General features: G+C 63.8%; 15 protein-coding genes. 7 read left to right on the top strand and 8 right to left on the bottom strand.

The window, feature by feature from the left end; genetic code table 11:
* Nucleotides 1-19: 19 nt before the first annotated feature.
* Nucleotides 20-469, bottom strand: coding sequence for an SRPBCC family protein (locus J5251_RS01380; RefSeq protein ID WP_139004291.1), 450 nt, complete (start codon nucleotides 467-469; stop codon nucleotides 20-22).
* Nucleotides 470-607: 138 nt separating this feature from the next.
* Between J5251_RS01380 and J5251_RS01375 the strand changes: the two genes are divergently transcribed.
* Entirely contained in the window at nucleotides 608-1,321 is a 714-nt protein-coding gene (locus tag J5251_RS01375) for a uracil-DNA glycosylase (protein WP_240792970.1), read from the top strand.
* On the opposite strand, the gene J5251_RS01370 is transcribed toward J5251_RS01375, so the two are convergent.
* The gene (locus tag J5251_RS01370) at nucleotides 1,308-2,060 is read right to left on the bottom strand and encodes an ArsR/SmtB family transcription factor (RefSeq protein ID WP_139004293.1); all 753 of its coding nucleotides are present in this window, start codon (nucleotides 2,058-2,060) and stop codon (nucleotides 1,308-1,310) included. The two genes, J5251_RS01375 and J5251_RS01370, sit on opposite strands and share 14 nt — an antisense overlap.
* A 55-nt stretch (nucleotides 2,061-2,115) precedes the next feature.
* Nucleotides 2,116-2,937, bottom strand: coding sequence for an ankyrin repeat domain-containing protein (locus tag J5251_RS01365; RefSeq protein WP_208574990.1), 822 nt, complete (start codon nucleotides 2,935-2,937; stop codon nucleotides 2,116-2,118).
* A gap of 102 nt (nucleotides 2,938-3,039) precedes the next feature.
* Here J5251_RS01365 and J5251_RS01360 point away from each other — a divergent pair, with 102 nt between their 5' ends.
* Entirely contained in the window at nucleotides 3,040-3,987 is a 948-nt protein-coding gene (locus J5251_RS01360; protein ID WP_208574989.1) for a D-2-hydroxyacid dehydrogenase family protein, read from the top strand.
* Between the two features lie 88 nt (nucleotides 3,988-4,075).
* On the opposite strand, the gene J5251_RS01355 is transcribed toward J5251_RS01360, so the two are convergent.
* The 5 genes from J5251_RS01355 to J5251_RS01335 all read right to left on the bottom strand — a co-directional run bounded on the left by J5251_RS01355 (nucleotide 4,076) and on the right by J5251_RS01335 (nucleotide 9,329).
* Nucleotides 4,076-4,531, bottom strand: a complete 456-nt coding sequence (locus J5251_RS01355) for an SRPBCC family protein (RefSeq protein WP_139004296.1) — start codon at nucleotides 4,529-4,531, stop codon at nucleotides 4,076-4,078.
* Nucleotides 4,524-4,865, bottom strand: a complete 342-nt coding sequence (locus tag J5251_RS01350) for an ArsR/SmtB family transcription factor (protein ID WP_139004297.1) — start codon at nucleotides 4,863-4,865, stop codon at nucleotides 4,524-4,526. The genes J5251_RS01355 and J5251_RS01350 overlap by 8 nt, the downstream gene beginning before the upstream one ends.
* Before the next feature lie 56 nt (nucleotides 4,866-4,921).
* A complete protein-coding gene (locus J5251_RS01345; RefSeq protein WP_348272977.1) occupies nucleotides 4,922-6,502 on the bottom strand; it encodes a serine hydrolase domain-containing protein in 1,581 nt (526 codons plus the stop codon).
* 237 nt (nucleotides 6,503-6,739) lie between these two features.
* Nucleotides 6,740-7,927 carry a M14 family zinc carboxypeptidase gene (locus J5251_RS01340; RefSeq protein ID WP_244250751.1) on the bottom strand — a complete coding sequence of 396 codons (1,188 nt, stop codon included), beginning with the start codon at nucleotides 7,925-7,927 and terminating at the stop codon, nucleotides 6,740-6,742.
* A gap of 184 nt (nucleotides 7,928-8,111) precedes the next feature.
* On the bottom strand, nucleotides 8,112-9,329 hold the full coding sequence (locus J5251_RS01335) for an ROK family protein (protein WP_244250749.1): 1,218 nt from the start codon (nucleotides 9,327-9,329) through the stop codon (nucleotides 8,112-8,114).
* A 104-nt stretch (nucleotides 9,330-9,433) separates the two neighbouring features.
* Here J5251_RS01335 and gap point away from each other — a divergent pair, with 104 nt between their 5' ends.
* The 5 genes from gap (at nucleotide 9,434) to J5251_RS01310 (ending at nucleotide 15,209) form a co-directional block, all read left to right on the top strand.
* Entirely contained in the window at nucleotides 9,434-10,453 is a 1,020-nt protein-coding gene (gap, locus tag J5251_RS01330; protein WP_208574987.1) for a type I glyceraldehyde-3-phosphate dehydrogenase, read from the top strand.
* A 446-nt stretch (nucleotides 10,454-10,899) separates the two neighbouring features.
* Complete coding sequence (locus J5251_RS01325; RefSeq protein WP_208574986.1) at nucleotides 10,900-11,787, top strand: VOC family protein; 888 nt, start codon at nucleotides 10,900-10,902, stop codon at nucleotides 11,785-11,787.
* Nucleotides 11,788-11,867: 80 nt separating this feature from the next.
* Nucleotides 11,868-12,545 (top strand): GntR family transcriptional regulator, encoded by a 678-nt coding sequence (locus J5251_RS01320; RefSeq protein WP_208574985.1) that lies wholly within the window; start codon nucleotides 11,868-11,870, stop codon nucleotides 12,543-12,545.
* Between the two features lie 144 nt (nucleotides 12,546-12,689).
* Nucleotides 12,690-13,553: a fumarylacetoacetate hydrolase family protein gene (locus J5251_RS01315; RefSeq protein ID WP_208574984.1), complete on the top strand. Its 864-nt coding sequence runs from the start codon at nucleotides 12,690-12,692 to the stop codon at nucleotides 13,551-13,553.
* A gap of 45 nt (nucleotides 13,554-13,598) precedes the next feature.
* Nucleotides 13,599-15,209, top strand: a complete 1,611-nt coding sequence (locus J5251_RS01310; protein ID WP_208574983.1) for an FAD-dependent monooxygenase — start codon at nucleotides 13,599-13,601, stop codon at nucleotides 15,207-15,209.
* The last annotated feature ends 96 nt before the right edge of the window (nucleotides 15,210-15,305 follow it).

Here is a 15,305-nt window from a genome sequence, read left to right as displayed (position 1 = left end):
GTGCTGGTGCCGCTTACGCTCAGCCTGTGGCGGGACGCGCTTCGAGAATCGACTTGATCCGGGCCAGATCCTTCCCGTTGGCCTTTCTCATCATCATCCCCATGAAGGGTGCGGCCAGCCGGGAGAAGCCTGTCGGTTCGCCGCTGTTGCGCAGCGTCATCCGCGTGTTGGCCCTGCCCACCTCGGTCCAGGTGTAAGTGGTCTGCATCGGGAAGGGGCCCTGGGCTGTGCGCATCACCAGTTTTTCGAGCGGGCGGAACTCGACGATCTCGTAAGTGTAGGAGAGGTGGCGGCCGAGGAAGGCGGCGTTGAAGGCGATGCGGGATCCAACCGAGAGCGGACGGGGCGTTTCCCAACGGGCCGAGGCTATGTTCTGGTACCACTCCGGGGCGTTGTCCGGATCAGCCGCATATTCGGCAACCGTCTTGCGCGGGGCAGCAATGACTATTTCGGTGGTGACGTCGACCATGCTTCAGACTCCCATATCGGGACCGGGCAGGCCACCTGACAACCGCCGGACACTATGGTTGAGGAGTCAGAACAACGAACGCGGCGTGCTCACGGGAGTGGCTGGGCGCATTGCAACGGACGGGAGGACTTGAGGAATTTGGCCACAGACGCACAGGAAATCCAGGTCTTCATCGAAAAGCTTGCCCGGTTGCCCGTCGGGGCGAGCAGCTGCAACTTCTTCGACCACTCCAAGCCGGAGAACGCCGTCCGCCGGCGCAACCTACAGCTGTACCTGCAGGACATGTTGGAACGCCGGCCCAAGGTCCTGCTGGTGGGGGAGGCCCCCGGCTACCGGGGCATGCGGTTGACCGGAGTTCCGTTCACCAACCGCGATATTCTGCAGAGCCGCAATGGCTACTTCGGGCTTTTCGGGCCGGACAAGGGCTATGTCATGCCCGCCGAGGCAACATCGGTTGCAGCAGAACCGACGGCAACGGTGATGTGGGACGTGCTCGCCGGCCTGGATTTCCTGCCGCTGCTCTGGAGCGCCTACCCGCTGCATTCGCACCAGCCCGGCCGGCCGTTGTCGAACCGCGCGCCGTCGGCCGCCGAAGCGTTGGCAGGGCGTCCGTTCTGGCAGGAGCTGGCGAAGCTGTTCGCGGTGGAGTCCGTGGTGGCGGTGGGAAACGTGGGCTTCCGCAGCGTCAGCGCCAGCGGCCTATCCGTTCCCAAAGTGCGCCATCCGGCCCACGGCGGCAAGGTAAAGTTCCGGGACGGACTGCAGGAACTTCTTGCCGCCGGGATGGATGGCGGACGGGCGGATCCAGCGCCTAGGGGTCGGGAGCCGCTTTCGCGGATCACGTATACATAAGCGATCCCGGGGTGGTGAGCACTTCGCCGGTTTCCAGCCAGGTCTTCAGCCCGGAGAGGATCATCGGCCAGCCGCCGTACAGCTGATCGTTGGCGCCCTCGCGCAGCTGGTCGTGCGTGACGGTCAGCCGGCAGGAGTCTGCCACCTGCTCGATTTCCCACGTGATCCGGGAGGTCCCTTCGGCTTCGACGTCTTCGCCCCAGAGTGCGCGCATGCTCTGCACGAGACGGCGCGGCGGGTCAATCTCCAGGATTTCTCCTTCGCTCAGCGGTCCGTCGGCCTTCGGGTTTGTCATCCGGTAGGTCGAGCCAACCTGCCAGTCGGTTTCGATCCGGTTGCCGAAGATGTACTTGCTTCTGGTCTCGCTGTCCGTGATCGCTTCCCACAGCCGTGCCGGAGTGGTGCGGATGTAGATCTCGAAGATCTTTTCCATCGGAGTTTCCAATCGTGTCTTGAGCTCGCTGAGGCCAGCGGCCCACGGTTCTGCGTACTTGCCCACCCACCGGTCGTGGATGAGGCGGATCGGCACCGGATTCAGGAAATGGAGCTTTTCGCGGCCTCTGCGCCGCGTGACCAGCAGGCCTGCTTCTTCGAGCTGTTTCAGGTGCTTCATGACACCGAAGCGCGTGATGTCGAACTGCGCTTCAAGGGCGCTGAGTGTCTGCCCGTCCTCGCGGAAGAGTTCATCCAGCAGGGCTCTGCGGGTTGGATCTGCGAGGGCTTTAAATACCGCGTCCACGCGTTAATAATAGGTGACCTTTTGGTCACATGTCGAGAGCGTGCGCAGGATGCAGTCAGCGCGCACCTGCCCTCCGAAGCAGCGCAGCGACCTCCGTCTGGCCCAATGCCTGTGCATGCTGCAGTGCCGTCACCCCGTTGGCATCCGGAATGTTGAGGTCGGCTTCGGCGGCGATCACCTGCCGAACGGTGACCTGGTACGCCTCGCTGCCGGTGCCGAAAACCACGGCTTCGAGCAGGCACGTCCAGCCTGGAGTGTTCACATGGTCGATGTCGACCCCGGCGTCGATGAGGATCCGGACCGTCGAAGTGTGCGCGTGCTCGCAGGCCGGGATGAGTGCCGTTCCACCGAAGCGGTTGGTGCTGGACAGGTCCGCGCCGTGCTCCAGCGTCAGCTGCAGGATCTCGTCGAATCCCTCGGCTCCGGCGTACAGATAGGCGGAGTCGTCGATGTTGTCCTTCGCGTTCACGTCGGCACCGGCCTCGATGAGCGCGCGGGCGGCGTCGATGTTGTTCGCTTTGGTAGCCGTAACCAGCGGTGTGCGCCCTTCCGCGTTGCGGCGTTCCAGCTCCGCCCCGCGGTCCAGCAGCTTAGCAATCTGCCCGGCGTCGTTGTCGGCGGCGGCCCGCTGCAGTTGCTGGTTCAGGCGGTCCAATTCCTCGCCTTCGGGAGCCGGGGGAGAGGAGGGCGGGGACGCGCCGGGTGACGGCGAGACCTCCGTGGATGCGCCGGCCGGGCTGCTCGCAACAACGGACGGCGACGGCGGGGCACCGGACGTGCCATCGGTTTCCTGCTCGACGGCGCAGCCGGTGAGCAATGCGAGGCACAGCAGCGCGACGGCCGCGGCAGCAGGAGCGGTCGTATTGCAGGCGCGCATTGTGGACTCCCAGCTGTCGGGGCAGGCGGCGAAACGCCGGACCCGCCCAGTCTAAGTGGCGCAGCCGCGCCCCGGGGAGAGCCAGGCGCTACGCTGGGCAGCGTGAAGATCGTGATTCTGGATGACTACCAAGATGTGGCTCTGACCAGCGCCCCATGGGAACACCTCCCGCCGGATGCGAGTGTCGAGCGGTTCACCGACCACCTCGACAATCAGGACGCGCTCGCCGAAAGGTTGCGCGATGCCGACGTCGTTGTTGTCATGCGGGAACGGACGGCCATGACGGCGGAACTGCTGGAGCGGCTGCCGCGGCTGCGCCTGATCACCACCACAGGCATGGCCAACGCGTCGATCGATCTGGAGGCGGCCAAGCGGCTCGGCATTGCCGTCTGCGGCACCCGTCAATCCACCAATGCGACGGCCGAACTGGCCTGGGCGCTGATCATGGCCGTGGCCCGGGACATCCCGCAGAACGATCGCGACATCCGCACCGGCAAGTGGCAGGCCGGACTCGGGATCGACCTGGCCGGGGCCACCCTGGGCCTGCTGGGACTGGGCAAACTCGGCTCGCTGATGGCCCGCTACGCCGAAGTCTTCGGCATGAAGGTCATCGCGTGGAGCCCGCACCTGACCGAGGAACGGGCAGCCGAACACGGTGTCGAACTGGTGACCAAGTCGGAGCTGTTCCTCCGCGGCGACATTGTCAGCATCCATCTGCGGCTCTCGGACGCCGTGCGCGGGATTGTCGGCGGCGCCGAGCTGGAGCTGCTTGGCCCCGAGGGCCGGCTGGTGAACACCTCGCGCGGCCCGCTCGTGGACGAGGCGGCGCTGGTCCGTGCGCTTGGCGAGGGGCGGATTGCGGCGGCCGCGCTGGACGTGTTCGACGTGGAACCGCTGCCGGCGGACAGCCGGCTCAGGTCGGCGCCGAACCTGATCCTGAGTCCGCACATCGGCTTCGTGACCCAGCGCGCGCACCGGCTCGGCTACACCCAGATGCTCGACAACATCCTCACTTTCTCCAAGGGCGAGCCGAGCAACCTGCTGACTTAGACGACGACGACGGCGGCGGTGGGTCCGCCGTCGTTGCTTGGAGTGGTCGGAGCAATGTGCCGGGTTTGCTAAACCAGCGGGCTCCGCTTCAGCCGAGGTGCTCGACCAGTGAGTCGAACGCTTCGTCCCAGCCGTCGTAGACAAAGCCGTCGCCGGGCTTGCCTTCGATGCCGCGCAGATGGAACGTCATCTCGGTCCGATTGCCGTCAAGCTCCGCGAGGGTGACGGTGATGACGGGTACTTCAGTCCGATCGTCGCCCGGACTGCCCCAGGTGAAGACCAGTCGCTCGGGTTCGATGACTTCCAGGTACTCCCCGGCGGTCGGGTACTCGCTGTTGTCCGGGGCGACCATGTTGTACTCGTAGCTGCCGCCGACCCGCAGGTCTACGCGCACGGAATCGCGTGGCGTGCGGACGCCCCTCGGGTGCCACCAGTGGGCGGCTTCATCCGGGTCCGTCCACGCGCGCCAGATAACGTCGCGGGGAGCGTCAAAGACTCGGGTGATGGTGAACTGCTTTTCCTCGGTCGTGGTCTGGTCAACCATTGGATGACCTCTCCTTCAGGTCGCGGAGCCGCTCGTCGAGCAGATCGAAGCGCTCGTTCCAGAGACCGCGATGATGGTCGATCCAGGCCGATGCGTCGTCGAGGGGTTCGGTGCGCAGGGAACAGGTGCGCCACTGGGCGCTTGTGGTGCGTTCGATGAGTCCTGCGTTCTGCAGTACACGCAGATGCTGCGAGATCGCAGGCCGGCTCATGGCGAAGGGCTCGGCAAGCTCTCCCACTGTGGTTGGCCCCTGCCGCAGACGGGTCAGAATGGCCCTCCTCGTGGGGTCTGCGAGTGCCGCGAATACAACACTCAGCTCGTCCGATGCCGCCACGTAAGCAACTCCTTAATTAATAAGTTCCTTAACTATAAATCGAGCCCTTGGCGTGGTCAAGAGATGGGGCCGGGCATCCGTAGCCGGGACAGCAGCCAGACCGTCCGGGGGAGGGAACATACGAGGGCCAAAGTCAGTGCCGGTACAAGCGCGGCACCGACGTCGGGAAACTGATAAATAATGACGGCCAAGTAGGTTTCGAAATGGGCCGGCGCGTAAACGAAAGCCAACCAGATGAGAAAGGTATCGAGGGCCATGGCCCCGACAGTCCAGAGGATAAGAATCCCTCGGCACCGGGTCGTGTTGCTGGTGGAGCCGGTGTGTTTCTGCGCCACAAAGCGGAGTACCAGCGCAAGACTCGCCAGTTCAGCGAACAGCAGGACCAGGGCAGCAGCCCAACCGTACTGCTGCAGCCACTCCTCCTGTGCGGCGATCGGTTCAGACGGTTGGCCATGGAGGATCCGCAGGACATTGCTGTCGAGTGCCTGGAGACGTGACGGTGCCGATGTATCGTTGCCGTTGATCAGCAGGGCGACACCGAGTCCGGAGGACGGGACCATTGCCTGATAGGTGTGTGTATTTCCCCATTCGCCCTGATGCTCCAAGAGCAAGGGGAGATCCCGGTCCGCGGCGGTCGGTGCGCCGGAGTGTGTGGATTCCTCCAAGGGGCGGGCAAACCAAGCCATTGCGTATCTTTTGGAACCGTCCACGCGGACCTGCGGTGTCAGCAGCGTTTGCACACTTTCCGGCCGGAGGATGCGGCGGTCAAGATAGCGTCCGCCCTCGAGCAGGGCGACCAGTTCGTGGCCGAGATCCTGTGCGGACGAGTACAGGGTGGTCGAGGGCATCCCCGTGGTTGCTGCAGGCACATCCGTCTGCCGCCACCAGGTGCCGAACCACAACGAATACCCCGCGGCCAGGTTGTCCGCGCGGGCAGCCTCCCGCGTGGTGTGGCTGTCGGCCATGTCGAGCGGTGCGAACACCTGCTCCTGCATATAGTCCCCGAACGGCTGGCCGGAAACCGTCTGCACCAGCAGGCCGAGAATGTTGTAGTTGGCATTGGAATAGGTGAACCGCGCTCCGGGCTCGTTGACCAGCCTGGCATCTGCCAGGTCACGCACCCCTTGTTCGAGGGCGTCCGGATCCTGTGCATCCGAGGCTCCGAAAGCCGATCCGTCAGCCGTTGACAGCCCGCTGGTCTGATGCAGCAAATGCCGGACGGTGATGGCCGCCGCGCGCTTGTCACTCATGCTGAACCATGGCAGATACGTCCGCGCAGGTTCGTCCAGCTCCAGCAGTCCGGCCTCCACTTGCTGCATCACGGCGATGGCGGTCAGGGATTTGCTGGTCGAGGCCAGGAGTACCGGCGTCTGTGGGGTCATTGGTCGCCCGGAATCATCGGCGCTGCCGAACGCAGCCTGGTGTACGGCTTGGCCGTCTTTGATGATGGCGAGGGAGACTGACGGAATCCCCATGGCGTCGATCTGTTCCTGCAAATAGGCGTCTACCGCCGCAAAGGCGTGGTCCGCCGAACCGCGGTCCCGCCCAGGGATTGCCGGTTCCGTTTCCCCTGTCCCGAAGGCCGCCTCGATGGCGACATTGGTTGCAGGGCGGATTCCGAAGGCTGCCAAACACACTCCAAAGGCGAGGACACAAACGACAGCACAGGCGAGGGTGAAGGCGGCCGGCAACTGAAATGGCGTCCGCCCCCTCCGTTCGCGGATGTTGCCCATGCCCGCTCCTGCGGTTTGGAATGCGGTCCATTCAACGTAGAGCCTGGAACGTCAAAGCACAATGAACGGCGGCGGACGTCCAGCATCCAAGCCGGCCGTCCGCCGTCGTTGTTGGCAGTGCTTGTTCAGGGTTTGGCGGACTTACGGGAGCGGCATGACTCCCGCGTAGTCCGTCTGGTAGCCGTTGACCGGCTGGTGCGGAATGTCTTCCCAGCGTTCGGCGTCGGCCTGCTGCACTTCGCCCGTGGCCAGGCCCAGCAGCAGTTCCTTCATCGCCAGCACGTTCTGTCGGACGGACTTGCCGCGCGCCTTCTGGCCGAGGCTGCCGTCGGACGTGTTGCCGGAGGTCTCGAAGAACACCACCGGGTTGGAGTGGCCCTGCGGGTTGAGGTTCTGGTAATTGAGACCGAGCATCATGGCCGAAACCACGCCGCCCTTGATGTCGATTTCCAGGCCATCGCCCACCTGGTAGCGGTCCATGTTGATGGAGCCGTACTTGGTCAGCTGGTCGTAGACATAGACGTGCATCTGGCGGGTCAGTACGTCGTAGGCGCCGTTCTCTATCCCAGGCAGCGTGGGCCCGCCGGGAGCCAGCGAGATGCCCAGCGAAAGCGTGACATCGTCGCCGGTTCCCCACTCCTTCTTCAGGCCCTGGTGGTGGATGTCGATCCCGAAGTCCGGCTTGACCGTGGCCCAGTACTCATAGAACGCCAGCGACTCGTCGGCCACAAAACCATCCGCCGTCCAGTCCCGGTTCAAGTCGATCCGCTGCTGCTTGCCGTCCGCGCTTAGCTCAGGCGCGTCCGTCTCCTGATCCCAGAGGACCGTGTGGCGGATGTTCGCCTCCGACCCGTCCGGGTTGTACATCGGGATGAAATGGAAGGTGAACTTCTCGCGCAGCAGGGAGTAGTCTGCGGAACCGTTGCTGCCCAGGTCCTTGAGCAGCGTCAGGATGGAGTCCGTGCCGTAGGGCTCGTTGCCGTGGATCCGACCCTGCACCCACACATGTTTCTCGCCGCTGCCGACCGTGGCCACATACAGGTCGCGGCCCTGCTCCGACGTGCTGACCTGCATGCCGGCTTCTTCCAGCGTGAAGGCATCCATGTCGTAGCGGCTGGTCTGCTCAAGCTTCTGCAGCTCGGCCACCACGTCCGAGTAGGTGAGGATGCTCGAAATGTTGGTCTGCCCCTCGGGTGAGGGGAAGTTCGCGTCGGCCGCCGCCGGGGCCAGCGAACCGAAGGGGAGTACGACGGCGATGGATGCGGCGGCTGCGAGAGCGCGGTACCGCTTGGGCCGGGAGCCCGTCTGGGGCTGGGGGTAGTGCGTCACTGCATGTCCTCCAAAGGTTAGGCGAATGATCGCGCCGCCGGTTGGGGCCGGACACCGCGAGGCCATTGGTTGGGAAAAACCAATGGCCACATCCGAACCTAATCGACCGCCCGCAGATCCACCAGAGCCGACGTCTGTCAGCAGACGTTCTGCACGAAAAAAGCCGTTGCCGTGGGCAAATGTCTCACAGTCGGGCTCGCTGCCAGGCGCCGGCCGGAGTGAGCGCCAGCGCGTTGTCTTCCACATAGGTAAGGGCGAGCCGGACCGCACCCGTCGCGACGATCGCGTCGCCCAGCTCGGAGACGGCGACGCGCGGCGGGGTTCCGGTCAGCCGCGGAAGTTCCGCGCTGATGGTCGGCAGCAGGGCGGTGGCCGAGGCGGATACGGCGCCGCCGATGACCACCATTTCCGGGTTCAGGAAGGTGCCGAGCAGGGAGATGACTCGCGCCATACGGCGGCCGATGCGTTCGAGGATCTCCTGTGCGACGGGGTCATCTTTGGCCGCTGCCTCGAATACAAACCTTGCGGAGACACGCGTCGTGTGCGGGCCCACCAGGTCCCGGATCAGCGTGGGCTTGCCCTCGGCCAGTGCGGCGGTGCCCCAGTGCCGGGCGAGGCGGGCGATGCCGTCCTGGCTGCCGACGCCGTCGACCAGTTCCAGCGTGCCTACTTCGCCCGCCCCGCCGTTGCTGCCGTGGAGCAGCCGGCCCGACTCGATCAGTCCGGTACCGAGGCGTTCACCCGCCAACATAACGGCAAGATCATCGACTCCGGCGCCGACGCCGCGCCAGTGCTCGCCCAGGGCGGCCAGGTTCGCATCGTTCTCCAGCAGGACCGGCCAGCCGTGCTCTTGCCACAGCTCCGTCTGCAGGCCGATGTCAAAATGCTCACTCAGCTGCAGGCCCTTGGTGATGTTGCCGTGACGGTCCACTGCAGTGGACAGCCCGATCCCGACGGCGAGCACGGCCGAGTGCGGCAGGCCGGCTTCCGTTAGGGCGCGATCGGTGGTCCGGGCAATGGTGGCACGCCGTTCGGACTCATTGGCCGTCTTGCTGAAGCGCTCCGCCGCCCGGCCGAGCATCTGCCCGGTGAGCCCGGCGACCATGACGGTGACGGTGGCCATGCCGACATCAAGCCCCAGGACGCACCCTGCGGAAGCGTTGAACTCGAACCGGCGTGCGGGGCGGCCCTTCTGTGTGCCTGAGCTGCGGTCACCCTCCAGCTCGCGCACCCAGCCACGGCGGATCAGGTCGTCGCAGACCGCGATCACGGTGGCCCTGGTCAGCCCGGTTGCTTCGATCAGATCCGTTCCCGTCATCGCCCCGGCGTCGCGCATAACCTCCAGAACGGCCTTCAGATTGGTCCGCCGCAAGGCCTGCGGAGTGCTGGCTGTCTTGTCCACGAAAGTTCCTCTTGACGTCGGGCCGGTTGTTCAAGACAATAGTAATGGAGTTTAAATTTAGATACTAAATAAATGGCGCTCGCCGCGCTTGAAGGAGACCTCCCATGACCACTCGAATTGGAATCAACGGTTTTGGACGCATCGGCCGCAATTTCTTCCGCGCCGCTTTGCAGCAGGGCAAGCTGGGCGCCGACCTCGAGATCGTAGCGGTCAATGACCTCACCAGCCCCGAGACGCTGGCCCACCTGCTCAAGTACGACTCGGTCACCGGCCGGCTCGCTGCCGAGGTCCGCGTGGAGGACGGCAATCTGGTGGTGGACGGCAAAACCGTAAAGGTGCTGGCTGAGCGTGATCCGGGCAATCTGCCCTGGCGCGAACTGGGCGTGGACATCGTGGTTGAATCCACCGGCTTTTTCACCAATGCCGCGGATGCCGAGAAGCACCTGGTTGCGGGCGCCCGAAAGGTCTTGATCTCCGCCCCGGCCACCGGCGAGGACCTCACCGTGGTCATGGGCGTCAATGACGGGTTGTACGACGACGCCGCGCACAACATCATCTCCAACGCTTCCTGCACCACCAACTGCCTGGGTCCGCTGGCCAAGGTGCTGAACGACAACTTCGGCATCGAGCACGGCCTGATGACCACCATCCACGCCTACACCGCGGACCAGAACCTGCAGGACGGCCCGCACAAGGACCTGCGCCGGGCCCGCGCCGCCGCGCTGAACATGGTGCCCACCTCTACCGGTGCCGCCAAGGCCATCGGCCTGGTGCTGCCGGAGCTGAAGGGCAAGCTGGACGGCTTTGCCATCCGCGTCCCGGTCCCCACCGGTTCCGCCACGGACTTGACCGTCACCGTCAGCCGCGAGGTCACTGCCGAGGAAGTCAACGCCGCCTACCAGGCCGCCGCGGCCGAAGAGCAGTGGGCCGGGATCCTGTCCTACACGGATGAGCCGATCGTCTCCTCGGACATCGTCACCGATCCCGCCTCGACCATCTTCGACTCCGGTCTGACCAAGGTCATCGGTAACCAGGTCAAGGTTGTCGCGTGGTACGACAATGAGTGGGCCTACTCCAACCGCCTCGTCGACCTGACCTCGCTGGTGGCATCAAAGCTCTCCTAACCAATATTTCCGAACAACGACGGCGGGTGCCCGGCTCACAACGAGCCGGGCACCCGCCGTCGTAATCAGCCGATAATGGTGTTGAAGTTCTTGACAACAGTGGCGCCGGCAGCGCGACCCATGGTGGCGTCCTGGATGTCGTTACGCTGCTTGAGCAAACCTTGCGCCCATATAGGTACCACCCCGCCTGCCGACGGGGTCCAGCGCAAAAACGAGCAGGCCGTTCGCCGACTTCTGGCCATACTCGCTGCCCTTATGTCCGTGGGCTGGCGGCAAGCGCCGCTGACGGTGCAGCTGCGTCCCGTGATAACAAGCCATCGGAGGCGGGACTCGGCTCCAGCCGCCAAAACTAAAGTGCACAAAACCTAGATAATCGATTCTTGACACGATAATGTGGAAGGAATCAATGGCGAGGCCGACTTTTGGGCGGCTGAAGGGAGAAGGCTATGTCCTGGGGACTTATCAGCGAGATGGGGCACGTGGCCATCCAGACCACGGACCTGCAAGGTTCCATCTTTGACGCCACCCAACTGCTCGGGCTGCGGGTAACCGAAAAGACCGACAGCGAGGTTTACCTTGCTGCTGCAAGCGTGCACCACGAGCTCGTGTACGTCGAATCCGATGTTAATGGTATCCATAGCCTCGGCTTGGTCGCCCGTGATGGCGATGCCCTCCGCACTATCCGCCAGCGCGTCCGGGACGAAGGCCTTCCGGTCATCAGCGAGAAGCCGGTCAGTGCTGGCGTCCAGGATGGTTTCACCTTTGTCGGTCCTGAAGGCTGGATCTTCGAAATTTACACCGACATGCAGCCGGATGTGCCTGCCCAGCTGTCTTTCGGGCCGGACCGTTACGGACACATCAACTTCCACCCCAAAGACGTGACAGGAATGATGAAGTTCCTGCACCGGGTGCTCGACTTCCGACTGTCCGATGTCATTGGTGACGACTTCGCCTACTTCATGCGGTGCAATCCGGACCACCATGGCATTGCGCTGATCAAGGGCGAGGGCACTTTCCACCATCATGCCTGGCAGACCCAGTCGATAGCGGATCTTGGCAAGCTCGGCGACCGCCTGCACCAAGTTGGGCGCGAGCTCATCTGGGGGCCGGTCCGTCATGGGGCTGGCCACAATATCGCTGCCTACTATGTAGAGACCTCAGGTGCAGTCGTCGAACTCTATACGGATCTGGAGCAGATTTACGACGACGCCCGCCCGCCGGTGGTTTGGGGTGCGGACGAGAACTGGTACAACATGTGGAGCTCATTCCGCCCCCAGGAGTTCCGCACGTTCGGTATTCCCACCGTGACCAACCGTGCGGCGAAAGTCAGCTGATTACGCATCACTACCCGGGCAGTGCCGTGCTGCACGGATAGAATACGGGCCACAAGGAACTTCACAGCGGAAGGCAGGGCATGGCGGAAGCCGGGATGCAAGTAGTCGACCAGATCCGCAGTGCCATTCTTGGCGGACAGTGGCCTCCGGGGGAGCGGCTTCCGCCCGCCGCTATGGCAGCGCAATTCGGGACAAGTTCCACTGTGGTCAGGGAGGCGCTGACCAAGCTGAACGGCGATGGGCTGGTGGCCTTCGAGCGCAACCGCGGATTCTTCGTTCGCAGGCTTGACCTGCAGGAGCTGCGCGATATAACCGAGCTGCGCTGCGTCTCCGAGGCGTTGGCTGCCCGATTGGCTGTTGAGCGGGGGGACCTGCAGTGGGAGTCCGAGTTGATCGCGGCCCACCACCAGCTCTCCCGCACGCCTCGGCGTCTTCCGGACGCACCGGAGAGCATTAATGCTGAGTGGACTGCCATGCACCGCGCCTTCCACGCGAAGCTCCTGGAGCCCTGCGCCAGCGTGCACATGCTGCGGCTGGCAGACAACCTTGCAGATTCCACCGAGCTTTACCGCCGCTGGGCGGCAACGTCCGACGCCGCCGTGCACCGTGATGTTGAGCGCGAACATGCCGACATTCTTGAGGCGGCGCTCGGCAGGGAGGCGGGTCGGCTGGGGACTTTGTTGCGCGCCCACTACGAAACCACGGTAGATGTCGTGTTGGAGGCGGGACTGGTGCACGGCGAAGCCGCAGTTCGATAAACCGTAAAGCTATTGTCGGTGCAAAAATATATTTTCCGTTGACAAATCTACTTTCCTCCTCCTACGCTAGTGACGGCGGCCACGCAGTGGCAGCCGCGGCAGGGCCGCACGGGATGGCAATCCGCCACAGCGAAAGGAACACCTTTGAACTACGCATCGTTTACTGCGGCAGACGGCACCGAGACCTGGGGCATCATCGAAGATGGCCGGGCCTACGACTTGGGGCCCAGCGGATCGAATCTCGCTCCGACGTTGCGTGCCGCGATCGAACAGGGGCTGTTCGGCGGTCTCGGTGATAAGTTCCGTGCGGCTCCAGCCCGGGACGAGGAAGATATCACGTTTCTGCCCGCGATCACCAACCCCGGAAAAATCATCTGCATCGGTGTGAATTACCGCAGCCACCAAAACGAGACAGGCAAGGCCGCGCACCAGAAGGAGCAGAAAGCTCCGACCATCTTCACCCGCTTCGCCGATTCCCAGATGGGGCACCTGCAGGCCGCCCAGATGCCGGCAACCACCAACGAATTCGACTACGAAGGCGAGATGGCACTGGTGGTCGGCAAAGAAGGCTTCCACGTTTCCGAAGAGGACGCCATGGACCTTGTAGCTGGCTATGCCGCCTACAACGATTTCAGTGTTCGTGACTGGCAGTTGGCCACCACCCAGTGGACTCCCGGCAAAAACTTCCCCGGGACCGGCGGATTCGGGCCATACCTTGTACCCGCTCCGGATCTCGGCGACGTCAAGGAGCTGACGCTTGAAACGCGGGTCAACGGCGAGATCCGGCAGAAGGCTTCCGTCGCCGACCTGTATTTCTCGATTCCGCAGCTGATCAGCTACGTCACCGGCTTTACCAAACTTTCCCCGGGCGATGTCATCGTTACGGGCACCCCGGGCGGCGTCGGCCGCTTCATGACGCCGCCCGGCCTTCTGTCCGCGGGTGATGTCGTGGAGGTAGAGGTCACCGGCCTCGGCGTACTGCGCAACACCGTCGAACTAGCCTCCTAGGCTTCGGCGCATCTCGCTGACCTGTGGAACGGAAAGGACATCTTGATGGAAAATCTTCTGGAAACTGATGTGTTGGTTATCGGAGCCGGACCTATTGGTTTGACTGCGGCGAACCTGCTGGCCGATCAGGGCGTACGCGTCATGGTTGTTGAGCGCAACAGCGGTACCAGCGATGAGCCCCGGGCCATCAGCGTCACCGATGAAACGCTGCGCGTGATGCAGCAGATCGGCATCATGGACGGGCTCGCCCCGGAAATGTTGATGGATACGGGGGCCCGCTATTTCGGCCGTAAGGGCCAGTTGCTGGCGGAAGTGCGCCCGGCGAGTCCCCGATTGGGTCAGCCTGGCAAGTCCCAGTTTGATCAGCCGGTGATGGAATCGCTGCTGCTAGAGGCTGCTCGTGAGCGGGAACTGGTCGACATCCGCTTCAACACGGAGGCCTTCCGGATTGATGATAGCCGCGACGGCACCGAAACCGTACTGATCGACGACGGTGGCAAGTGGAAAGTCCGAGCTAAGTGGATCATCGCATGCGACGGCGGGCGTAGTCCGGTCCGTTCCCAGCTCGGCCTTCCGATGGAAGGATCCACCCAGGTCCAGAAGTGGATTGTCGCGGACATTGTCAACAGCCCGGGTGAACCGGAACGGTTTGCCGAGTTCCATTGCAACGGCAGGCGGCCCGCCGTCGTCGTTCCCGGCGTCAAAGGGCGACGCCGTTACGAGTTCATGCTGCTGCCGGGGGATGACGCACAAGCGGTCACCCAGCCGGAATCGATCATCAAGCTGATAGCGCCGTTCCAGGAGATCGTTGCCGAGGACATCCGGCGCGCTGCAGTGTACGTCGCGCACCAGCGGGTCGTCTTGAATTACCGGGTGGGACATGTCCTGCTGGCCGGAGACGCCGCGCACATGATGCCGCCCTTCGCCGGACAAGCGCTGAACGCCGGCGTTCGCGACGTCGCCAACCTGGCGTGGAAGGTCGCCGCGAACGTGCATGGCACCGGGACCGACAAGCTTGTGGATACGTACGCGGCTGAGCGTCGTCCGCACGCCGTTGATATGGTGCGCCTGTCAGAACGGATCGGCAAAGTTGTCATGAACGTCAACCCCGCCCTGACGGCGATTCGGGACACGCTCATCACGGCGCTCGGCATTGTTCCTGCGGCGAAGAACTGGTTGACCGGGATGAGATTCCTCAAGCAGCCCCATTTTATGGACGGATGTGTGGTTGCTCCTGCGGCAGAGGTACCCAAGGAAGCTTCTGCGCTTGTCGGACGCTCGCTCTCGCAGCCTGACGTGCTGCTGGCTACCGGGGATACTGTTCCCTTGGATACAGTGCTCGGTTCCGGGTGGGCTAGCCTGCGGTTCCTTCCGGGTGGAAGCGTCCGGATTCAGCAGCACAGCGCGGGAAATAACGACGGCGGGGCGGAACCGATTGCGATCAGCGACGTTTCCGGCGCGTTCGCACCTCTTGTCGGCACCGACGTTGTCCTGATTGTCCGGCCGGACCGTTACGTCGCGGCCGCGACGACGGCCGCAGGAGAACAAGGCGCCATGCAGGCGCTGAGTGAATACATGCCCGAGCTGGCTTCGCTGGCCGTGCAGAGACCGGTCTCGTCTGCCGCGCAACCTGCCCCGGCCACACCCGTTATCTAGAGCTCCTCCCAGTCCGGCGGGGCAACCTGCGCCGCGACTTTTCCGCAAGAAGATTGTCCTCCATGGGCACTTGCCATCCAACGGTCTGAGGGTTGG

It is taken from the genome of Arthrobacter crystallopoietes (genome assembly GCF_017603825.1).
Taxonomy (GTDB): domain Bacteria; phylum Actinomycetota; class Actinomycetes; order Actinomycetales; family Micrococcaceae; genus Crystallibacter; species Crystallibacter crystallopoietes_B.
Note: the sequence above shows the minus strand (reverse complement) of the source record. Positions and strands in the feature narration are given on the sequence as shown.